This is a genomic window from Sinomonas sp. P47F7 (assembly GCF_049332655.1).
GTDB lineage: Bacteria > Actinomycetota > Actinomycetes > Actinomycetales > Micrococcaceae > Sinomonas.
On sequence record NZ_CP186327.1, the window covers coordinates 3,919,489 to 3,940,705 of the forward strand.

General features: G+C 64.9%; 21 protein-coding genes. 13 read left to right on the forward strand and 8 right to left on the reverse strand.

Annotation, left to right across the window (positions count from 1 at the left end):
* Positions 1-187: 187 nt before the first annotated feature.
* The 3 genes from ACOKR1_RS18385 to ACOKR1_RS18395 are packed head-to-tail and all read left to right on the forward strand — an operon-like array spanning position 188 to position 3,517.
* On the forward strand, positions 188-1,879 hold the full coding sequence (locus ACOKR1_RS18385) for a hypothetical protein (RefSeq protein WP_422934343.1): 1,692 nt from the start codon (positions 188-190) through the stop codon (positions 1,877-1,879).
* Positions 1,879-2,769: a hypothetical protein gene (locus ACOKR1_RS18390; protein WP_422934344.1), complete on the forward strand. Its 891-nt coding sequence runs from the start codon at positions 1,879-1,881 to the stop codon at positions 2,767-2,769. The genes ACOKR1_RS18385 and ACOKR1_RS18390 overlap by 1 nt, the downstream gene beginning before the upstream one ends.
* On the forward strand, positions 2,762-3,517 hold the full coding sequence (locus ACOKR1_RS18395) for a DUF6339 family protein (RefSeq protein ID WP_422934345.1): 756 nt from the start codon (positions 2,762-2,764) through the stop codon (positions 3,515-3,517). Before ACOKR1_RS18390 ends, ACOKR1_RS18395 begins: the two co-directional genes overlap by 8 nt.
* Here the strand turns inward: ACOKR1_RS18395 and ACOKR1_RS18400 are convergent.
* Together ACOKR1_RS18400 and ACOKR1_RS18405 are read right to left on the reverse strand one after the other, a co-directional pair.
* Complete coding sequence (locus tag ACOKR1_RS18400) at positions 3,501-4,985, reverse strand: DNA cytosine methyltransferase (protein ID WP_422934346.1); 1,485 nt, start codon at positions 4,983-4,985, stop codon at positions 3,501-3,503. The genes ACOKR1_RS18395 and ACOKR1_RS18400 overlap by 17 nt on opposite strands.
* Positions 4,986-5,101: 116 nt before the next feature.
* Entirely contained in the window at positions 5,102-5,326 is a 225-nt protein-coding gene (locus ACOKR1_RS18405; RefSeq protein WP_422934347.1) for a hypothetical protein, read from the reverse strand.
* A gap of 77 nt (positions 5,327-5,403) precedes the next feature.
* On the opposite strand from ACOKR1_RS18405, the gene ACOKR1_RS18410 reads away from it, so the two are divergent.
* A complete protein-coding gene (locus tag ACOKR1_RS18410; RefSeq protein ID WP_422934348.1) occupies positions 5,404-5,814 on the forward strand; it encodes an NAD(P)H-binding protein in 411 nt (136 codons plus the stop codon).
* Between the two features lie 11 nt (positions 5,815-5,825).
* Positions 5,826-6,278 carry a hypothetical protein gene (locus ACOKR1_RS18415; protein WP_422936685.1) on the forward strand — a complete coding sequence of 151 codons (453 nt, stop codon included), beginning with the start codon at positions 5,826-5,828 and terminating at the stop codon, positions 6,276-6,278.
* Here ACOKR1_RS18415 and ACOKR1_RS18420 read toward each other — a convergent pair.
* The 3 genes from ACOKR1_RS18420 to ACOKR1_RS18430 form a co-directional block, all read right to left on the reverse strand.
* Complete coding sequence (locus tag ACOKR1_RS18420) at positions 6,229-6,741, reverse strand: DUF3995 domain-containing protein (protein WP_422934349.1); 513 nt, start codon at positions 6,739-6,741, stop codon at positions 6,229-6,231. The two genes, ACOKR1_RS18415 and ACOKR1_RS18420, sit on opposite strands and share 50 nt — an antisense overlap.
* A gap of 4 nt (positions 6,742-6,745) precedes the next feature.
* Complete coding sequence (locus ACOKR1_RS18425) at positions 6,746-7,594, reverse strand: Ku protein (RefSeq protein WP_422934350.1); 849 nt, start codon at positions 7,592-7,594, stop codon at positions 6,746-6,748.
* Between the two features lie 193 nt (positions 7,595-7,787).
* Positions 7,788-8,498, reverse strand: coding sequence for a hypothetical protein (locus ACOKR1_RS18430; RefSeq protein WP_422934351.1), 711 nt, complete (start codon positions 8,496-8,498; stop codon positions 7,788-7,790).
* 225 nt (positions 8,499-8,723) lie between these two features.
* Here ACOKR1_RS18430 and ACOKR1_RS18435 point away from each other — a divergent pair, with 225 nt between their 5' ends.
* The 4 genes from ACOKR1_RS18435 (at position 8,724) to ACOKR1_RS18450 (ending at position 13,032) form a co-directional block, all read left to right on the forward strand.
* Positions 8,724-8,918: a CsbD family protein gene (locus tag ACOKR1_RS18435; protein ID WP_422934352.1), complete on the forward strand. Its 195-nt coding sequence runs from the start codon at positions 8,724-8,726 to the stop codon at positions 8,916-8,918.
* A gap of 1,008 nt (positions 8,919-9,926) precedes the next feature.
* A complete protein-coding gene (locus tag ACOKR1_RS18440; protein ID WP_422934353.1) occupies positions 9,927-10,601 on the forward strand; it encodes an ATP-binding cassette domain-containing protein in 675 nt (224 codons plus the stop codon).
* Between the two features lie 28 nt (positions 10,602-10,629).
* On the forward strand, positions 10,630-11,514 hold the full coding sequence (locus ACOKR1_RS18445) for a hypothetical protein (protein ID WP_422934354.1): 885 nt from the start codon (positions 10,630-10,632) through the stop codon (positions 11,512-11,514).
* Positions 11,515-11,634: 120 nt separating this feature from the next.
* Positions 11,635-13,032, forward strand: a complete 1,398-nt coding sequence (locus tag ACOKR1_RS18450; protein ID WP_422933120.1) for an IS1380 family transposase — start codon at positions 11,635-11,637, stop codon at positions 13,030-13,032.
* A 298-nt stretch (positions 13,033-13,330) separates the two neighbouring features.
* On the opposite strand, the gene ACOKR1_RS18455 is transcribed toward ACOKR1_RS18450, so the two are convergent.
* The 3 genes from ACOKR1_RS18455 to ACOKR1_RS18465 are packed head-to-tail and all read right to left on the reverse strand — an operon-like array spanning position 13,331 to position 14,819.
* Entirely contained in the window at positions 13,331-13,741 is a 411-nt protein-coding gene (locus tag ACOKR1_RS18455) for an arsenate reductase ArsC (protein WP_422934355.1), read from the reverse strand.
* Positions 13,741-14,472 carry an aquaporin gene (locus ACOKR1_RS18460; RefSeq protein WP_422934356.1) on the reverse strand — a complete coding sequence of 244 codons (732 nt, stop codon included), beginning with the start codon at positions 14,470-14,472 and terminating at the stop codon, positions 13,741-13,743. Before ACOKR1_RS18460 ends, ACOKR1_RS18455 begins: the two co-directional genes overlap by 1 nt.
* Positions 14,469-14,819: an ArsR/SmtB family transcription factor gene (locus ACOKR1_RS18465; protein ID WP_422936686.1), complete on the reverse strand. Its 351-nt coding sequence runs from the start codon at positions 14,817-14,819 to the stop codon at positions 14,469-14,471. The genes ACOKR1_RS18460 and ACOKR1_RS18465 overlap by 4 nt, the downstream gene beginning before the upstream one ends.
* Before the next feature lie 119 nt (positions 14,820-14,938).
* Here ACOKR1_RS18465 and ACOKR1_RS18470 point away from each other — a divergent pair, with 119 nt between their 5' ends.
* From ACOKR1_RS18470 to ACOKR1_RS18485, 4 genes are all read left to right on the forward strand, one after another.
* Positions 14,939-17,590, forward strand: coding sequence for an ATP-dependent DNA ligase (locus ACOKR1_RS18470; protein ID WP_422934357.1), 2,652 nt, complete (start codon positions 14,939-14,941; stop codon positions 17,588-17,590).
* A 279-nt stretch (positions 17,591-17,869) separates the two neighbouring features.
* A complete protein-coding gene (locus ACOKR1_RS18475; RefSeq protein WP_422934358.1) occupies positions 17,870-19,252 on the forward strand; it encodes an MFS transporter in 1,383 nt (460 codons plus the stop codon).
* A gap of 9 nt (positions 19,253-19,261) precedes the next feature.
* Entirely contained in the window at positions 19,262-20,245 is a 984-nt protein-coding gene (locus ACOKR1_RS18480; RefSeq protein WP_422934359.1) for a nucleoside hydrolase, read from the forward strand.
* Positions 20,246-20,446: 201 nt separating this feature from the next.
* Positions 20,447-21,217 carry a LamB/YcsF family protein gene (locus tag ACOKR1_RS18485; RefSeq protein ID WP_422934360.1) on the forward strand — a complete coding sequence of 257 codons (771 nt, stop codon included), beginning with the start codon at positions 20,447-20,449 and terminating at the stop codon, positions 21,215-21,217.

Below are 21,217 nucleotides of genomic sequence, written 5' to 3' on the forward strand. Positions count from 1 at the left end.
CATGTCTCTGACAATGAGGCTTTACCGTCAAGAATGGGCCCCCACAGGCAGCGGGGACGCGAGGTCAATCGAAAATGCGATGGGACGAACGAAGCTGGACATGTGGAATGTCCTGCTGAGAGAGGCACTTCAAAACTCCTGGGACGCCCGCATTCGCGACAATATCCGGTCTACGATCACGTTTAGCGTGTCCGAATTCGAGTTGCCGATCCAGCAGACGGAGATCCTCTTGGAGGACGTCTTCGGCGACCTTCCACCGGAAGGGCATTCAAAGCGGATGCGGGCCTTCCAGCGCGATGGGCGCATTCGCGTTCTCTGCATCTCGGACACCGGGACTCGTGGACTTGGGGGCCCGATTCGGGCCGACGTGGTGCCGAAACCAGGTGAGCGCAGCGACTTCGCTGATTTTGTCCGTAACTTTGGTCGATCCACAAGCAAGGGTTTGCAGGGCGGGACCTTTGGGCTGGGTAAGGGGGTCCTTTACTCAGCGAGCGAGGTCGGTGTCTGCCTAATCTACTCTCAAACGCGGGTAGGTGACTCTGTGGAGGCACGGCTCATTGGCGTATCGGGCGGCGACGAAGATTACTCCGATCCCACCGGCAAGAGGTTCACCGGAAGGAACTGGTGGGGGGTCTTCGCCGATGACGGTGTCATCGATCCTATGACTGGAGCCTCTGCCCGGCTCCTAGCTCAGAATGTCGGCATGCCTGTCCCGGATCCCTCGGACACGGGGACGACCATCATGATCATCTCTCCAAAGCCATATCTCGAGACCGAAGGAGTGGTCGAGCAGAACCAAAACGTCGGTCCTGACGCACGTGTCCACGCCCTACGGGAGGCCGCGATCAAATGGGCATGGCCGCACGCGTTGGACCTGGGTTCGGGGCCCTCGATCAATTTCGCTTTCTCCCATGAGGGCGCACCGCTTGCTCCGATCGAACCGCTAACAGATTCCTCCGTAAAACATTTCGCCTTCGCATACCGAGACCTAATCCGTGACGGGATCACGTCCCGACCGCTCAGTTCGACGCTCACACAGATTCAAGCGATCAGGTCCGAACGGCCCAGCAAGCATCTGGGATTGCTCGCCGTTCGTCACGCCTTGGACCGCGGCCATGTCCCGCCCGAATTCGCGAACACTGTTGCCCTCATGAGGGGCCCGAGGATGATCGTAAAGTACGACACAATAACGACTGCGCCGGCCGAGGGAACGTTCCACGCCGTCTTCCTAGCGGACGAGGGCGTAGATCACGAATTCGCCGAATCTGAACCTGTAGCTCATGACGACTGGGTTCCGGTGTCGAAGCAACGAGGTTCTCGAAACTTGGTTCGTATCTGCCTCGACCGGATAAGGAGTTACTTCAGGGAACTCACCCGGGGGAAGGGACAGGCCGATGGCACCGACGGATCTCGCGGGCTGACACGCGTCTCTTCCAACCTAGGAACACTCATCGGCTCGTTTAAGGGCCAAGGACTTGGGGGAGGTTCCGATCAGAGAAGCCTTCAAGGCGAGCAACGCGATGTTGTCCGACCCTCCCGACGGGCTCAAGGTCGAATCGTCGGCAAGCCGCAACTTCTACTCCATCAGAATGAACCTCATGTAGCTTTCACCTTCCGGGTGATCGGAGGAAGGCTTGGAGAAGTCCTGAGACTAGTTGCCCAGGCGAGAGTCGTGCTCGATGGTTCTCTAACTGAGTCAGATAAAGATCCGTTGGCCGGAACAACCCCGAAGCTGGCCTACTGGTTGAGCGACAACGACCCAACAGAACGAGCGTCGGCTACAGTCGTGACGCCGTCAGACCTGCAGTTCACTGCGGTTTTCAGTTTGCCTCGGGAATGTGCTGTTTCCGTCGAGCTGGCCCTCGAGGAGATGGACTAATGCGCAGCGTCACTTTAGGGCATCTAGTCGCCGATGAGTCACAAGTCACCGATATAGGCTGGAGACTATTCATCGACGGCGAAGAGATAACAATTGATCAGGAACATCCGTCGTGGAATTATTATCAACATCTCTTCGTGTCCTGCTCCGTCAAGCTAGATCTCGCGAAACTCCGCCACGAACTCCACCTCGATCCTGAAGTAACACTCGCTTGGCGATTGTCAGCACGCTCATCCGGCTGCCCCCTTATCCTCGCGGGTCGAGCCTTCCCGGTCGACGACGGCAATCAGGACGTGCATCTCGAAGTCCCCGGCGACGCAGTCCGGGGAACTGTCAAGCTCGAACTTGCCCTTGTTGTTGACCATGGAGTGGTCACCCCGGGGCATCCTTTCGCGCCCCACCGGCCAGGTCATCTAATCTTCACAACCGAACATTTGATCCGTCTGGAGGAAGAAGGAAATCAGGTCCCCATCTTGCCGGTCTCATTCAGGGAGCAGGGGGTGAAAGGCTCTTCGGGCGCACTCTGGTGGCTGAATGTAATCAACCGAGATCTCGAGGCTCCCGTAAATTCAGCGTTATGGCTCTGGCTCAATACTGACAACCCGCGCATTCAAAGCCTGCTGCGGTCGCCGGACGAAGAAGTGAATCTCTCGTGGACCGACTTTTTGGGGATCGACTTCTCTCGTCAGCTCCTTCGAGAAGCGATGCAAGCCGAGGACCTGAGCCTTGAAATATCGTATCCAGAAGGGTCCTTAGGAGAGACCCTATCAAGCATCGTCCGGCTCCTTAGCGACTCAACGGAGAAACTACGAGCGGCCTACCGTGAAGACGCTGGGCGAGTTGAGGCAGAGCTCCAATCCCTGACGTCTGAGAGACCTAAAAATGGCTGATTTGCAATGTTTTCCCCAACTCGATTCAATGCGTGCCACACAAGAATGGGCCACGATGAGACGGGATCCGCTGGAGGCTCTAGAGGCCCGAATGGGGACCATTCAATGCTCCGATGCGGTCTACTATCCTACAGCAATGCGTAGGGCCGATACGCAAACGCTTGCCGGTATACGCACAGGTGTAATCGAGCATGCTCGGCAGTACGGATATCCGGTCGCTTCCAGGGGCCGCAAGAACATTGATTTCGACCGCGAAGTCGCATGCCTGATTTATGAAGAGATGGAAATCTTGCCCGCCGACGCAGCCAGCAATGATGTTTGGAACTTCCTAAACCTCAGAGTTCTTGCCGACATTTTGGTGTGGCGCTGGGGTACTTGGCATGAAGATGGCTGGAACGTAAGCCCTGATCGTCTGTTCCAGTTTCAAAGAACGGCATTCGGACGCCTTTGGTGGCGATCGCATCTTTTGGGACCCGAAGCCGTGAAACATCTAGGGGAAGACCAGGTCGTCCAACTAGTTGAAAGACCTAGAATTTCTGGATATCCCCCGCTTGCTCGATCTGTTTCGCGGAGACTGCTGGCCGACGTGTCTGGGAATAGTCGTGACGACCTTCTGCGAGTGGTGATGAAGCGTCTCGGACGTCGGCTTGCAGTCACACATGTCCACGGGATGGCTCAGGACCAGCTTGATTCGTTCGTAGATCAGGTGTTCGATGAGAGTTCGGCTGCGCTCAGTCGCCGCGAATGACATCCACGATGCGCTCTCCAATTTTTTTCGCGAGGAGCGGCGGAACCGCATTGCCTACCTGAGTGAACTGCTGAGTCCGGTTTCCCAAGAAGATGTAGTCATCAGGGAATGTCTGCAATCTAGCAGCTTCCCGAACAGTCAGGCTTCGCATCTGCGTGGGGTCAGGATGGATGTAGTAATGTCCGTCCTTGGCGATGTGAGATACGACCGTAGTGGACGGTTCTCCCCATACCTGGACGCGAAACCGATCCTCAAATGGAACAACCTCGTCTGAAATGTTTCTATGATCCGGCCAGTACGCCCTATCTAGATCTCGTACCTTTGGACTCCGACCATCCTTCAGTGCCTTGGCGCTGAGCAGGCCGTAACGCACGAGGTCAGTTCGCATATGCCGACGAGCTGCATGGTTCCAAGTCGGAAGCGTCAGGAGAGACTCAGGTCGGACAAATTCAAAATACTTCTGCACTGAGCTTGGAACACCGTTCATGTCAACCGGCGTGGGGCGTCGAGAGGTCTCGGTTTCTAGTCTGTTCCGATGTCCATCTGGCCAATGTGCCCCAGCAGCCGCCGCCACGGATTGCCGCAATGAGTGCCATTCCTGACCGTCCGGATCGTGGAAACGAGAGAGACCGGACCTAAGTTCAGGAATGCCTGACAATGCATCTTCGACGGTGATTCTGCCGGCCTGCTGCAGAGCCACCGGCGATGGCAGCCCTAATCCCTTTCGTATACCGACGATAATTATCCTGTGCCGCTTCTGGGGAATTCCATACTCTTCAGCTCGAATAATGAAGTCTGCCGCACACAGATCGGGCTTATCACCCTTCGCCACCACCATCGAGTGCAAATCGTACTCAAGGTCCTCCGAGGGCCTTCCAAGATCAGACTTGATCCGCTCGACCATCCTCTCCCCTCGATTAATCGAAGACAGCAGACCTTTGACGTTCTCCATCACGAAGATGGTCGGGCGGTGCTTGACAATGATGTTCAGATATTCACGATAGAGAAAGTGCTTGTGGTCGTCTTGAAAGTCCTTGTCATGAACCCGTCTTGATCGTCCAGCCAGCGAATATGCTTGGCACGGCGGGCCACCTATTAGAACCCACGGCTGCTCGGGATATGCTTCCAACGACTTGCTGATCATCTCATCGGACTCTGCCCGCGTTTCTTCGCTCAGCGTAAATTGCCGTACTTCTTCGTAAGCCTTCTTAGCTGCGATCTTGTATTCAGCATCAGTTTCCAACTCGGCCATGGAGATCTTCTTGTGCAGAAAATCGTCCAAGCCAGCCGTACTTCCCGTGGCGCGAAGGTGCCGCATGGCACTTCTGAAGCGAAGTGTCTTGACCGCCGAGCTCTCCATCTCGATGGACAGGACCGTTTGGAACACGGGCCGACCATCGCGGAGCACCTTCGAGAAGCCTTCATTGAGACCGCCTGGGCCAGCAAAGACGTCGACGACCGGGATCACACATACCTCCTGCGCGGACACTGTTGGTCCAGGCTACCAGGTCAATCCGACAATGCCGCTGCGCCTCGCCCCCAGGATGTCATCCCACAAGGAGTGCTAGGTTGCGCAACTAGGCCCTAGCCCTGCTTCTCCTGCCGCTCCCGTTCCAGCCGCTCCCGCCGCTCGCGCTCCTCACGATGTCGGCGGATCTGCTCATGAATGAGTTGCTCCTCCTCGGTGAACCGGAGGGCATTGGCTTCGTCGCCCGAGTCGCCGGGGCCGGAGGCCTCCTGCTTGGCCGGGTACTCGACGGGTGTCTCCTCGTCGGCGGAGTCGGGAGAGTTATCGCGCGCCTCACTCATGCGCACACTGTAGACCCACGTGGGAAAACGCAAAATAGGGCGCGCGCACTATGGTTACCGCGGCGTACCATCCACCCATGACCACCGGCGCTCCCCCGCTCGCGATCACAGGCGTCACCGGAGTTGTCGGCCGCGAGGTCGCGCGTCAACTCGCCGAAGCCGGGCTGGAAGTACGCCTCCTCGCGCGGGACCCTGCGAAGGCACCCGAGCTGCCCGGCGCCGTCGTCCTTCCCTGCGACTATGGCGACCCGGCCGTGAGCGGGCCCTCGCTCGCCGGCGTCGAGACGCTGTTCATGGTCTCGGGCCGCGAGAACGAGCACCGCGTCGCCGAACACAAGGCGTTCATCGACGCGGCCGGGGCGGCCGGGGTTCGGCACGTCGTCTATACGTCCTTCATGGGCGCGGCGCCGGACGCGATCTTCACCCTGGCCCGCGACCATCACGCGACCATCACGCGACCGAGGAATACTTCAAGGCGGCTGGCCTGACCTACACGTTCCTGCGCGACTGCCTCTACCTCGACTACTTCGAATACTTCGCGGGCGAGGACGGCGTGATCCGGGGACCGGCCGGGGACGGAAGGGTCGCCGCGGTGGCGCAGACCGACGTCGCCCGCTCGGCGGCCGCGATCCTGAAGAACCCGGGGCGGCACGCCAACGCGACCTACACGCTCACCGGCCCCGAGGCGCTCACGCTCACGGAGGCGGCCGCCGTCATCACGCGGGCCCGCGGCCGCACCGTGACCTTCCACCACGAGACCATCCCCGAGGCCTACGAGTCCCGGAAGCGCTGGCCCGCACCGCGGTGGCAGTACGACGCCTGGGTCTCCACCTACACCGCGATCGCGGGCGGCGAACTCGCCGAGGTGACGGACGACGTCGAACGCCTCACCGGCCGCCGCGCTACGAGTCTCGCCGAGCTGCTCGCAGCCTCGCCGCCCGCCGCGGGTTAGCGCCGCGAGTGATCACGAGCGCCGCGCACAGCGCGGCGCCCCACAGCGCGAAGGCGGGATCCCAGAGGAAGACGTGTGCCCGGAGGGCGCCGTACTCGACGCCGCTCGCCGGAATCACCCCGGTCAGCACGGCCGCGCCGACCACGACGTTCAACCCGCCATAGAGAACCAGCCCGGTCCCTCCGATCCACGACACGACCCGCCAAAGCCGCCGCCCAGGCACACGCCCCAACTCAGACAGGAGTGGCACAACCGCGGCGGCCGCCTTGACCGCGGCGATGCCCCACAGGGCGAGGCTCGCCAGCCCCGGCGCCGAGCGGGCCCAGTCCGTGGCCCACGCCCCGACCGAATCGGCCATGACCGTCCCGCCCGGGGCCCAATACGCGCTCCACGCGGCATGGAAGAGGCCGAGCGCAGCGGCCACCCACAGCAGGGCGAGCGCGCCCGGGGCGACCCGACGCACCGGTTTAGCCGGCCCCGCGAGCTGCCTTGCCGCCGTCGTCCGCACCGCCCGCGGCCGCCTTCCGGCGATTCTCGACGCTGCGGCGCAGGGCCTCCATGAGGTCGAGGACCTCGGCTCCGCCGCCCTCGCCCTCCTCCGCTGCGGGCACTCCGAAGGTGGCCTCGGTGTCAATGGAATCGCCCTGCTCGAGCTTCGCCTCGACAAGCTGGCGCAGCTGCAGCTGGTATTCGTCGGTGAACTCCTCCGGCGTGAAGTCGGTGGAGAGGCTCTCGACGAGCGAGGACGACATCTTGAGCTCCTTGTCCGAGAACTTCACGTCCTCGTCGAGGATCGGGAACTCCGCCTCGCGCACCTCGTCCCGCCACAGCATGGCCTGCAGCACCATGACGTTGCCGCGCACCCGCAGCGCGCCGAGGCGCTGCTTCTGCCGGAGCGAGAATTTGACGACGGCGGTCAGCTCCGTCTGCTCGAGGGTCTGCCTCAGGAGGTGGTACGGCTTCACGCCGACCTTCTCCGGCTCGAGGAAGTAGCTCTTCTCGAACAGCATCGGGTCGATCTGCGCGTCCGGTACGAACTCGACCACCTCGATCTCCCGGCTCCGCTCCACCGGGAGCGCCTCGAAGTCCTCATCCGTGAGGACCACGGTCTGGCCGCCCTCCTCGTACGCCTTGTCGATGTCCGCGAACTCGACGACCTCGCCGCACACCTCGCACCGCCGCTGGTAGCGGATCCGACCCCTGTCCTTGTCGTGGACCTGGTGGAGCTTGAGGTCGTGGTCCTCCGTGGCGCTGTACACCTTCACGGGCACGCTCACGAGGCCAAAGCTGATGGCGCCCTTCCAGATAGACCGCATGAAACCCAGTGAACACCGGAATACGGGCTTTGGCGAGCAACCTTTGGGCCAATTCGCGGCGGACAACGGCGGACGACGGCGGGCGGCAGCTCTTGGGGGTTGGACGGCCGTCCGGTTTGCAACACGGCCGTCCGATTCCGACACAGCCGTCCGATCTCGCCACACGACCGTCCCTTACAGGCATAACCGTCGGTCACGCCGGACGGTTGTGCCTCTCAGGGACGGTCCGAGCGCGCGAGGGACGGTCATGGGGCGCGAGGGAAGCTGACGCGGCCTGCGGCAGCGCGCGAAGCCCGCGAGCGCGGAAGAGCAGGCCGATGTAGGTGAGGTCGAGCACCGAGCACAGGAGCCCGATACCGGACACGAAGGCCCAGTTCGAGAGCAGGCCGAACTGGATGGTCGGGGCGAGGGTGCCGAACCATTTCGCGATGCCGATCGTGAGGCTCTGACCGCGCGGGCCCCGACGGGCGTAGAACATCGCGATGAAGAGCCCGGACATGAGCAGGTTCTGCAGGAAGGCCGAGTACGCCGCGCCTTGCCGCTCACCGAACTCGCCCAGGAACAGCAACTGCACCACCGCGGAGACCGCCAGCAGTCCAACGGCTCCCACGGCAAACGTCCCGCGGCCCACGCGGTCGGAGAATTCGGCGAATCCGAAACGGAAGAACGTGAAGAGGATCGCGAGGTCGGCGCACGCCCAGACGAGGTTGACGTACGCCTGCACGCCCCCTGTCCCGGAGAGGTCAACGATCGTGTACAACCACTCCCACGCAACGTTGAGCATGAGTGCCGCAACCGGTATGGCATACGTGCGCTGCACGAAACCGATGCGGATCGCTTCGATGTAGACGATGGTCCACGCGACGCCGCTCGCGAGGGTCAGCAAGAGGTCAATGCTGTCCATGAGCTGAGGGTACAGCGCGGGCGGCATTACCCACTTTCCAGTTTCTAAACCGCCGTTCGCAGTCTGCGGAATCGACCGCGGCGGGGCCTTCTCAGCTTGAATCCCACCAGCCGCACTGCGAAGGATGGAGGGTAGCGCTTCCCCCCGAGCGCTGGCCCGGGCTATTCGGCCCGAGCCGTTCCGACAGCGGAGGTGGGCCGCTAGCCCGCCGGAACGGAGGACAGCATGGGTGCTGGCGACAAGATCAGCAACAAGGCTGAGGAACTGGGCGGCAAGGCGAAGGAAGCCGCCGGCCGGACAACCGACAACCCGAGGCTCGAAGCAGAGGGCCAGGCGGATCAGACGTCGGCAGGCCTCAAGCAGGCTGGGGAGAAGGTCAAGGACGCGGTCGACGACATCAAGGACGCGTTCAAGAAGTAATCCCGAGCAGCAATCCACCGCCGCCCGCATCGCCGCCATCCCCCCGGCGACGCGGGCGGCGGTTTGTCTTCAGGCAGTCTGCCGACGCGATGTTTCCTCTCGTCATTCGCTGCCACACCACTGAGGCCGGAAACGGGATCGAAACCGGTCTATCCGTAATCTGCGAGCCAGAATTTGTTCAAGCTCAGTGGCGTTTCGTCAAAACTCAGTGTTTCGACCGACCCAAAAATCCGTGCTGGCGCTCGTTGCAATCCCAGCCAATCTCGCGTTAGGCTCGATCCACTTGAACTCAAATCAGCGTCGGCAATGGCGGCCCGCTGAATACAACTCGGGGCGGTCGGACGTTCTCCGAAATCTACTTCGGAGCGTCATTCGAAAAACTTAATATCTCATGGGGGAGGAAAATGAAAAGAATATTCACGTCCGCCGGATCAATCCTGGTCTCGATCGGACTCCTGACAATTTCGGCACCAAGCGCGTTGGCGTCGGAGACAGACACCTATCGCGATTCGGTTCGCAAAGCAAATCAACTCGTCTCGGATATCAACAGGCCGCAGTCTGTCTACGAGAAACCGGCCCCGCGGCCCGTGAGCGCGTCCACGACCAACTCGATGCTGACGGCATCGGCAAACGCAGTCGCTTCTCGACGCGCAACACTCATGACCGCCGGAACAGTCGACTGGGCACTCTTTTCGGAAATGAACGTCGATTTTTACTTCGACTGGACAAGGGTTGTTGACAGTTCTGGCTGGCAGAGAGTCGGAGCGGCCGGCTTTAACAGCGGCCGGCTTTAACACCGTGCAGGCGCTGGGGATCAATCGGACCTACACGGATGGTTGGAAGCACAGCTGGCGGGCCCAAACCGACATGGGCGTCGGAGTTCCGACCCCCTGGGGTTACTGGAATGTTACTCATCAGACGCTCACTCAGTTCGCAGACGTCTACGGCGACGGCGCTTGGAACGCGTGGCGGTAGGAACGTCATGCCAACTGCGTTGGAGGTTTGATCATGCTGGAAGCCAAGAACATCAACATATCGATCTCCGGAAAGCGGCTCATAGAAGACGCTTCTTTCTCATTCCCAACGGTTGGCACAAGCTTGGTCCTGGGAGCAAATGGTACTGGCAAATCAACGCTCTTCAGGTGTCTTGCGGGCCTTCAGCGGTTTGACGGTCAGATTTCCTGGGACGGAGAGCAGCCGGAGGGAAGGGTCTACGTGGCGTTTGAAGACTCGCCATTGCACAAGAATCTTACGGGCTATCAAAATCTTTGCGCTTCCCTTGATATGAGAATGCGCGAAGTTATCAACAGTTCAAGCTCAAAGTCCTTTGCTTCAGATGAACTTCTGAGGAAGACGTCCCGAAGGCTGTCCTTCGGCGAGAGGAAGAGGGTTTCGCTCACTGGCGCCTTCATGACGTCCGCACCATGTCTCATCCTGGACGAACCGACAGTCGGACTCGACTACGTCAGCCTAGGGCGGCTTTCAGGAGCCATCACTCGGGCAGCAAAGTGTCGCAGCGTTGTCGTGGCTGGGCATCAATTGGACTTCTTTGAGGCGCTGCCCGATCGAGTCTTCTTGGTAAAGGACCGCAGCCTGATCGATGTGACCGCCAATTGGGATACTGAACGCCCCGGAGGGTTGAATCATTTCTATGCGAAGCATCTTTCGTTCGGTCAGGACTGAACTCCGGTACCAGCTTTGGGGACGAGGTATGACCGCTCTATCGGCCGCCGTCCTCCTCGGCAGCTGTCTGGGCTTGCTTGGCGCCGCCGCCAACGCGCCCGCACGAATTGATCGTTACCTCGCTACAAAGAATCAGGCAGAACGCAACGGGCTGACACTCCAAGCAGCCATGTCGGCCCCCGTCGATATCGTCCACAAAGGGCCACAAAGTTTCATCGACAATCCGCTGAGGTACGACTACGAGGCCGCATTCAATGCTGTCCGGGCGTTGGAACCTCAGTTTGTTGTGGGTTCCAGTCTCGAGATGACTACCTTTATCTTCTTCCCGGCCATCTTCTTCATCTACGGATGTTCACTCGCTGTCTCTGATCTGAGGCACGGACTGTTGAGCCAGCGATTCGAACTCGAGGGATCCAAGGCTGTCTTCATCGGGAAGATCGCTACGTCAGCGACTCTCCCCATAGTGGCCGTACCTTTGACAACGGCAATATTGTCCGGGCTGGCAATCCTGATGAGAGTATTCACGAAGTCTACTGGCTCGGAAATTTTCCCGTACTTTGTCGAATATGCACCAGCATCATCGAATCCTGTCCTTCAGATTGCATTTTCCGTCTCGGTCGCCACCTTCTTTTGCCTGATTGGGCTCTTCGTTGGGGCCGCCTCCCGAATGCTATTGGTGCCGTCCTTGGCGTGCGTTCTGGCACTCATGATCCTTCCCTTTGTGGGCGGGGGTGATCCGCGGAATCTTATGGCGACAATTGGGAGAGCTGTTTTCAACTATTGGTCGGGCTTCAATCCAAACGCTCCCCTTCCGGCCGAATCGTGGCTGCTATGGACGCCGACTGTAGTTCTGGCGTCCACGCTAGGAGTGGGCTCATTCATCATCTGGTTGCGCCGGTCAAAGTCAAGCTAGCCCGGATCTTCCACGGCAGGGCTGGATGATCGGCGCGTAGAAACACGGAAGTGCCCTCTGATCAGGGAAGACTTGGGATTGCGACGTCTCAAGAACCCCTGAATGGAAGGCACTCCGTAGGTGAAGCGTACTTCGTGGTCGGCCGGTCTGCATGTCACCGCTGACGGCACCGGCGTGGTGGCCCACGCGGGCAGCGCCGCGCTGCGGCTCTTGTCCGACCGGACCGGGCTCACGGCCGAGCTGTCCAAGGCGATGGCGCGTCGGGCGTTCATTCCCGGCCACGACCGGGGCCGGGTCCTGACGGACGTGGCGGTGATGCTCGCCGACGGCGGGGAGGCGATCGCAGACATCGACGTGCTGCGCCACCAGTCCCAGGTGCTCGGGCCGGTCGCGTCGCCGGCGACCGTGTGGCGGGCGCTGGACGAGACCACGGCCGCGAGGCTGAAGAAGATCCAGTCTGCCCGGGCCCGTGTCCGCAGGAACGTGTGGGCGCAGCTGGGACTCCGTGGCGGCATTCCGTCGTCGAAGGCCGCCGGAGCTGATCTCGGCTCCACCGTCGTGCTGGACGTTGACGCGACGGTCGTGGTCGCGCACTCCGAGAAGGAGAAGGCCGCGCCGACGTTCAAGCGGACCTTCGGGTTCCACCCGCTGGGGGTCTGGTGCGACAACACCTCCGAGTTCCTCGCCGCCAGGCTCCGGCCCGGCAACGCCGGGTCGAACACGGCCGCAGACCACATCGAGGTCCTCACCGAGGCGATCTCCCAGATCCCCGCAGCCTGCAGAAAGAGGATCCTGGTCCGCTCCGACGGGGCAGGGGCCTCCCACCAGCTCCTGGACTGGCTCGATCGCCAGGGCAGGGTCCGGGGCCGCCGGGTCGAATACAGCGTCGGGTTCGCCATCACGGAGAAGATCCGCGAGGCCATCGCCCAGATCCCGGCCCGGGTATGGGCCCCGGCCCTGGACGCCGACGGCGGAATCAGGGACGGCGGCGACATAGCCGAGCTCACCGGGCTCCTGGACCTGACCGGCTGGCCGGAGGGCATGCGCCTGATCGTGCGCCGGGAACGCCCCCACCCCGGCGCACAGCTGTCCCTGTTCGAAGAGGCCGACGGGTGGCGGTACCAGGCCTTCGCCACCAACACGGCCACGGGGCAGCTGGCGTTCCTCGAGGCCCGCCACCGGGCCCACGCCCGCGTCGAGGACCGCATCCGCCACGCCAAGGACACCGGCCTGGGCCGGTTCCCGTCCCGGGACTTCGCGATCAACCAGGCCTGGCTCATGCTCGCCCAGATCGCCGCGGACCTGACCGCGTGGGCCCGCATGCTCGCCTTCACCGGCGACGCCGAAGTGCTCGCGGCCTGCGAGCCCAAAGCCCTGCGCTACCGGTTCCTGCACGTCCCCGCCCGACTGGTCCACGGCGCCCGGCGTCGATGGCTCCGGATCCCCGAGACCTGGCCCTGGGCCCCAGCGATTGTCGCGGTCTTCGCCAACATCGCAGCCATCCCGAAACCTGCCTGAGCGAACCCGTCCGCCCACGACCGAAGGAACCGGAGAACCGCAGCCCGGCAGCGCCAGCCGGCACTCCGCCATGCCCACGACCGCATCACAAGACATCGATCAGGATCGAGCTGCGAGGCCCTCGGCCCAGCCGAACACATGAAAGACCGAGGCTAGAAGGCCATGCATCACTCAGCGAGATCAGCAGCATTCGGTCTCGTCGCAGCAGCAGCCGTCGCAGCAGCAGCCGTCGTCGCAGCATCTCGTGCTCATTCCGCCACCCCCTTCCTGGTTCTCGCAGGCCGAATTGGGCTCCTCCTCAGACCCCCGAGGGCAACAGCTCGTCGATGAGGCCCTCGATCCGGGACTTGATCTCGTCGCGGATGGGGCGGACGGCCGCAACGCCCTTGCCCGCGGGATCTTCGAGCTCCCAGTCCTCGTAGCGCTTGCCGGGGAAGATGGGGCAGGTGTCGCCGCAGCCCATCGTGATGACGACGTCGGAGGCCTTCACGGCCTCGGTCGTGAGGATCTTGGGGGTCTCGGTGCGGATGTCGATGCCCTCCTCGAGCATCGCCTCGACGGCGGCCGGGTTGACCCGATCGGCGGGCTCGGAGCCGGCGGAGCGAACCTCGATGCGGCCGCCGGAGAGATGGTTCAGGTAGGCGGCGGCCATCTGGGACCGGCCGGCGTTGTGGACGCAGACGAACAGGACGGACGGCTTTTCGCTCACTAGATGGCCTTTCGATCGGCAGCAGATGCTGCGTCGGCAACTGGGGGGTCCTCGGCAGCAGCGGGGACCTTGGCAACAGCGGGATAGAGCAGACGGACGAGGATGAAGCCCAATACGCCGCCCATCAGCTGGGCCAGCATGAACGCGGGCGCGGAGGCCGGGGCGATCCCGGCGAACGTGTCCGTGATGGTACGGGCCAGGGTCATGGCGGGGTTGGCGAAGCTGGTCGAGCTCGTGAACCAGTACGCCGCGGCGATATAGCCGCCCACCGCGAACGCCACCCGTTCCGCTCGGCCGGAGCGAACCGTGCCGAACACGACCAGGAGCAGCCCGACCGTGGCCACGATCTCCCCCAGCCACAGCCCCGGGCCGGTGCGGGGGTGCGTGGACAACGCGACAGCGTCGAGGCCGAACATCGCGTTCGCGACGACGGTCCCGGCCAGGCCGCCAGCGAACTGCGCAGCAATCAGAGCCCCCGCAGTGCGCCAGCCCAGGAGGCCCAGGGCCTTCTCCACGAGGGTCACGATGGGGTTGAACGAGGCCGAGACCGGCTGGAGCGCGACGATGAGGGCCACGAGCGCGGCGCCGGTCGCGATGCTGTTCTCCAACAGCGCCAGCCCCGTGTCCGAAGGCGAGAGCCTCGAGGCCATGATCCCCGAGCCGACCACCGCCATCACGAGGAACGCCGTCCCGACCAGCTCGGCGACCACGCGGCGGACCAACAGGCTCACTTCGCCGTCCCGCCGATCATCGAGGCGAGGTTCCCCAAGACCTCGGTCCGGGCCCGGTAGTAGACCCAGACTCCGCGCTTCTCCCGCTCGAGCAACCCCACCTCGTGCAGCACCTTGAGGTGGTGGCTGATGGTCGGCTGGGAGAGATCGAACGCGTCGTTCAGGTCGCACACGCACGCCTCGCCGCCCTCATGTGAGGCGACGAGGGACATGAGACGAAGCCGAACAGGGTCGCCTAGGGCCTTCAGCACGACCGAGGCCTGTTCGGCCAGTTCCTCCGACAATGGCTCCCGCGAGAGCGGAGAGCAGCACGCGACCGCCTGCACTGGGGTCAACCCGAGATCCATCGACACACGTAAATATCTACACCCATCTATATCTCTCGGCAAGAGTCCGGATCGTCATCGCAAGCACCCGACCCGAGCACCCCCTTCACGTCCGCCACTTCCCGTGACAGGGTGACGCCATGGCACCCAAACGCGCGATGGTCGCCGTCGAAGGCCGCGAGCTCAGCCTCTCCAACCTGGACAAGGTCCTCTACCCAGACACCGGCACGACCAAGGGCGAGATCCTCGAATACCTGCGCGCCGTCGCGCCCGCGATGATCCCGGCCGTCCGCGACCGCCCCGCGACCCGCAAACGCTGGGTCCACGGCGTCGGAACGCCCGACGAACCCGGCCAGGTGTTCTTCCAGAAGAACCTCGACGCGTCGACGCCGAAATGGGTCAAGCGCGTCACCCTCGAGCATCGCCACTCGACCAACACCTACCCCCTCATCAACGATCTGCCGACCCTCATCTGGCTCGGCCAGATCGCGTCCCTCGAACTCCACGTGCCGCAGTGGCGCGTCGACGAGCAGGGGCGCATGATGCACCCCGACCGGCTCGTCCTGGACCTCGACCCCGGACCGGGCGCAGGGCTGCCCGAGTGCGTCGAGGTGGCCCGCCTCATCAAGCCGATCCTCGACGACATAGGCCTCGTCTCCGTGCCCGTGACGAGCGGAAGCAAGGGCATCCACCTGTACGCGAAGCTCGACCTCAAGCAGTCCTGGGAGCAGGTCTCCTCGGTGGCGCATGAGCTCGCGCGCTCACTCGCCGCGGACCACCCCGACCTCGTGGTGAGCGACCAGAAGAAGACGCTGCGCGAGGGTCGCGTCCTCGTGGACTGGAGCCAGAACAGCGGGCAGAAGACCACGATCGCCCCCTACTCGCTGCGCGGTCGGTCCCAGCCCATGGTCGCGGCGCCCCGCACGTGGGACGAGATCGCGGCGCCGGATCTGGCACACGTGCGCTACGACGAGATGCCGGCGCGGCTCGAGAAGTATGGGGACCTTTTCGCGCCCGTCCTCCCGGACAGCATCCCGCACGACGGCGCGGGCGGGCACGGGCGTTCGGCCGGTCGAGGGCGCGAAGGCGAGCATGACGACGGGAGGCCTCCGCCGCCGTCGTCCGCTTCTTCGACGGCGAGCGCCGGCACCGAGGCCGCCCACGACCGCCTCGCGTCCTATCGCGCCAAGCGCGACGCCTCGGCGACGCCCGAGCCCGTCCCGGTGGAGGCACCGGTCCCGGGCGACGGCAACGCGTTCGTGATCCACGAGCACCACGCACGGCGCTTGCACTGGGACCTGCGGCTCGAGCATGAGGGCGTGCTCGCCTCCTTCGCGCTCCCGCGGGGCATCCCCACGGATCCCGGCCGGAACCACCTCGCCGTACACACCGAGGACCACCCGCTCGAATACCTCACGTTCTCCGGCACGATCCCGCGGGGCGAATACGGCGCCGGGGAGATGTTCGTGTGGGACACGGGCACGTACGAGGTCGAGAAGTGGCGCGAGGACAAGGAGATCATCGTCATCCTCACGGGTCGGCCCGGCGGCGGGCTCGCGGACGTCGAGGGCGGGAAGCCCGTGCGGATCGCGCTCATCCGCACCCAGGACGGGCTCGGCGGCGCGAAGGACAACTGGCTCATCCACCTCATGAAGGACCAGGCCAAGGGCCACTGGCGCCGCGGGGCCCGGCGCGACCCCGATGCCGACGCCGGCGCCGCGCCTCCCGTTGCCCCTCCCGCCGCGCCTGCCGCCGCGCCTCCCGTTGCGCCGTCACCTCCGCAGGGTTCCCCCGTTGCGCCGTCACGTATACCCGGTAAAGGTGACGGCGCAACGGGAGGGGGGCGGCCGCCGTCGCCCATGCTCGCCCAACAGGGCTCGCCGGGGCTCGTGCGCGGGGCCGACTGGGCGCTCGAGATGAAGTGGGACGGCGTCCGCGCAGTCGTCGACGCGCGGGGCCCGCTCAGGCTCTACAGCCGGCGCGGGCTCGACGTCACGGGGACCTACCCCGAGCTCGCGGGGCTCGCCGCGCTCGGGCCCGCGATCCTCGACGGCGAGATCATCGCGACCGACGCGCAGGGCCGCCCCTCCTTCGCCCTCCTCCAGCAGCGCATGGGCCTCACCGATCCGACGGACGTCGCGGCCGCGCGGCGCAGCGTTCCGGTGCGGATCGTGCTGTTCGACCTCCTCGAGTGGGAGGGCCGCGACCTCACCACGCTCCCGTTCGGCGAGCGCCGCGCGGCGCTCGAACTCCTCGCCGAGGGCGGCCTGCCGCCGATCGCCCAGCTCTCCCCCGTGTTCGACGACGACCCCGAGCACGTCCTCGCGGCCTCCGCCGAGTACGGACTCGAGGGCGTCATGGCCAAGCGGCGCGGCTCGCGCTACGAGCCCGGCCGGCGCTCGAGCGCGTGGCTCAAGATCAAGCACGAGCGAACTCAGGAGGTCGTGGTGGGCGGCTGGCGCAGGGGCAAGGGCGGCCGCGAGGGCACCATCGGCTCCCTCCTCGTGGGTGTCACGGACGACGACGGCGCTCTCCACTACGCGGGGCGCGTCGGCTCGGGCTTCACGGAACGAGACCTCGCGGACATCGCGGCCAAGCTGCGCCCGCTCGCGCGCACGACGCCACCGTTCAAGGACGTTCCGCGTGAGGACACGCTCGACGCGCAATGGGTCACGCCGAGCCTCGTCGCCGAGGTCCGGTACGGCGAGTGGACCCCGGACGGGCGGCTGCGGCACCCCGTGTGGCGGGGGTGGCGGCCGGACAAGGAGCCTCGTGAGGTGCGGGTCGAATAGTCGCGGGGAATTCGTGACCACGGAGGAGCCCCAAAAAGGCTCCACGGAAGTTTGCGCGGTTTCCGGCGAATTCCACTGAGCGGCGGTGGAAATCGCCACTGAGTTCCGGAAGAACGCCACGGAGGCTAGCAATCTTGCGGGTGGAGGCCGGGGAATTTAAGCCGAAGTTTCCCCGGAGAACACATTCCTGCGGCACTGCGGACAGCGGAAATTAATTCACCTTTCCGCACAATCTGGTGGCTCCCGCCCCAATTCGCATCCTCGCCCCAGGAGTAATCAATGAGCAATCAGACCACCACGGTCGAACCCCCCGCCCACGAACCGGGCGTCTCGCGCCCCGACTTCCTCCGCGCCACGGCCTCCGTGTGGCTCGGGACCACGATGGAGTACGTCGACTTCGCGCTGTACGGCCTCGCCGCGGGCCTCGTGTTCGGCGACCTGTTCTTCCCCGGCGCCGACCCGGCGGTTGCCTTGCTCTCGGGCTTCGCGACCTACGCCGTGGGCTTCCTCGCCCGGCCAGTCGGCGCGATCGTGCTGGGACGGATCGGGGACAAGCACGGCCGCAAGGTCGTGCTCGTCGCGACGATCATCCTCATGGGCGGCTCGACGACGCTCATCGGGGCCCTCCCGACGTTCGGCCAGATCGGTGTCGCGGCGCCGGCACTCCTCGTCTTCCTCCGGATCTGCCAGGGCTTCGGCGCCGGCGCTGAGCTCTCAGGCGGAGCGATCATGCTCGCGGAGTCGTCCCCGAACCGGATCCGGGGCTTCGTCTCGGCGTTCATCGCGCTCGGCTCCAACAGCGGCACGCTCCTCGCGTCCGGCGTGTGGCTCCTCGTGACGCAGCTCCCCAAGGCCGAGCTCCTGAGCTGGGGCTGGCGCATCCCGTTCCTCTGCAGCATCCTCGTCACGGTCGCCGCGCTCGTCCTCCGCAGGGTCATGAAGGAGAGCCCGATCTTCCTTGCTGAGAAGGAGCGCCGCGAACACATCGCCACGGACGCACGGCCCGCCGAGGACGCCCAGGCCCAGGCCGCGGCGGAGCCTGACAGCCGCGGCTTCTTCGCCCGCAACAAGGCCTTCTTCGTGATGCTGGGCCTCCGCATCGGCGAGAACGGGCCGTCCTACCTCGCCCAGACGTTCATCGTCGGGTACGTCACGAAGGTGCTCGTCCTCGACAAGTCCCTTTCGGCGTCGGCCGTCTTTGTTGCGTCCCTCATCGGTTTCGCGGTCATCCCCCTCGCTGGCTACGCGTCGGACCGGTTCGGGCGGCGCATCACGTACCGGGCGTTCTGCATCGCGCTCGTGGCCTTCGCCTTCCCGGCCTTCATCCTCATGGACACGAAGAACCCCGGGATCGTCTTCGCGACGATCGTGGTGGGCATGGCGCTAGCTAGCCTCGGCATCTTCGCGGTCCAGGCCGCGTACGGCGTCGAGCTCTTCGGCTCCACCAACCGGTACACCAAAATGGCGATCGCCAAGGAGGTCGGCTCGCTCCTCTCGGGCGGCACCGCGCCGCTCTTCGCCTCCGCGCTGCTCGTCCAGTTCGGGCACTGGTGGCCGATCGCGGTGTATTTCGCGGCCACGGCGACCATCGGTCTCGTGACCACGTTCTTCGCCCCCGAGACGCGGGGCCGGGACTTGACGCTCGCGAGTGACGCCGTCTAGGCAGGCAGCATGCGCATCGCGATCGACTGCGACCCCGGGAACGGGATCCCCGGCGCCAACACGGACGACGGCCTCGCCCTCGGGCTCGCCGCCGCCTCGTCCGAGCTGCAGCTCGAGCTCGTGACCACGGTCGCTGGGAACGTTCCGGCGGACGTCGGGGCCGCGGTCGCTCGCGAGCTCTTCCGCGCGTGGCGCGTCGACGTGCCGATCGTGGCCGGGGCCCGCACCCCCCTGGTGCGGGACCCGGCCCCGTGGCGACGCGTGCTCGACCGCGAAGACCTGAGCGAGAAGCACCGCCGACTGTGGGAAGGGATCCCCCGCCCCGCGCCGCGCGCCGCAGGCGCGAGAGCCACAGACGACGGCGGCCTGACCGCCGCCCGCGCGCTCGCGCACCTCGTGCGCGCGAACCCAGGCGAGATCACCGTCGTCGCCATCGGGCCGCTCACGAACATCGCGCTCGCGCTCCGTCTCGACCCGGGCTTCGCGCGGCACGTCGCGAGGATCGCGATCATGGGCGGCGCCTTCGCCGTGCCGGGCCGCGCCGTCGACACGAACTTCGGCTACGACCCGCACGCCGCCGCCGCCGTGCTCGCGAGCGGCGCCCCGATCACGCTCGTGCCGCTCGACACGACGGTCCGGACGCTCTTCACTGCTGAGGACCTCGAGCGCCTGCGCCGCATCGACTCCCCCATCGCGGCATCGCTCGCCCGGACCACCGCGCCGTGGCTGCAGTACTCGGCGGACACGCGCGGCATTCCGGGCTGCTGGCTCCACGACGTCCTCGTCGTGGCCATGCTCATCGACCCGACGATCGTCACGGCGACGCCCGCGAGGGTTTCCGTGAGCCTCGACGCCGGCGCGGCGCAGGGTGCCGCGGTCCGGCTTCCGGACGGCGGCTCACACGACGATCCGCGGCGGGCGCCGGTGACGCTGGTCGACGGCGTGAACAACGCGGGGCTGCTCGGCGTGTTCTTCGGGGCACTGGCCTCCTAGCCCGGCCCGGCGGGAGGGGGCAGCCACCCCTTGCGCCGTCAGCTTTGCGGGGTATCGCACCGCGCAAAGCTGACGGCGCAACGTTGAGGGGGCGCAAAGGTGACGGCGCAACGTTGGGGGCGCAATACCCGGAATATTGTTGAACAATCCTCTCGCTTGAGGCATGCTGGATTCAACAGCATCCTGAGACGGAGGTCACTCGTGCCCAGCATCGACCGCGGAGTCATCGATCTCAACAGCGACGTCGGCGAGTCGTTCGGCAACTGGACGTTCGGCGACGACGCCGCGATCTTCGCGAGCGTCTCGAGCGCCAACGTCGCGTGCGGCTTCCACGCCGGGGATCCGAGCCACATCCGCGCGACGTGCCGCGCGGCTGCCCAGGCCGGCGTGGTGGTCGGCGCGCACCCGGGCTATCGCGACCTCGCGGGCTTCGGGCGGCGCTTCATCGACATGGACCCGGACGACCTCACCGACGATGTCATCTACCAGATCGGGGCCCTCCGCGGCCTCGCGCAGGCGGCAGGCACCGAGGTCCGCTACGTCAAGCCGCACGGCGCGCTCTACAACGCGATCGTCCACCACGCAGCCCAGGCCCACGCCGTCGCGCGCGCCGTCGCCGAGGTCGACCGGACGCTGCCGCTCCTGGTCCTCCCGGGCTCCGAGATCCAGCGTGCCGCCGAGGGCGCGGGCCTCCGCACGGTCGTCGAGGCGTTCGCCGACCGCGCCTACACCCCGGAGGGGACACTCGTCTCCCGCCGCGAGCCGGGCTCCGTGCTCCACGACCTCGACGCGATCGTCGAGCACGTGCTCCGGATCCTCGACGGGAAGGTCCGCGCGATCGACGGCAGCCTCGTCCCGATCTCCGCCGGCAGCATCTGCGTCCACGGCGACACCCCCGGCGCCGTGACGATGGCGGCCCGCATCCGCGCCGCCATCGCGGACGCCGGCATCGAGATCAGGAGCTTCGCTTAG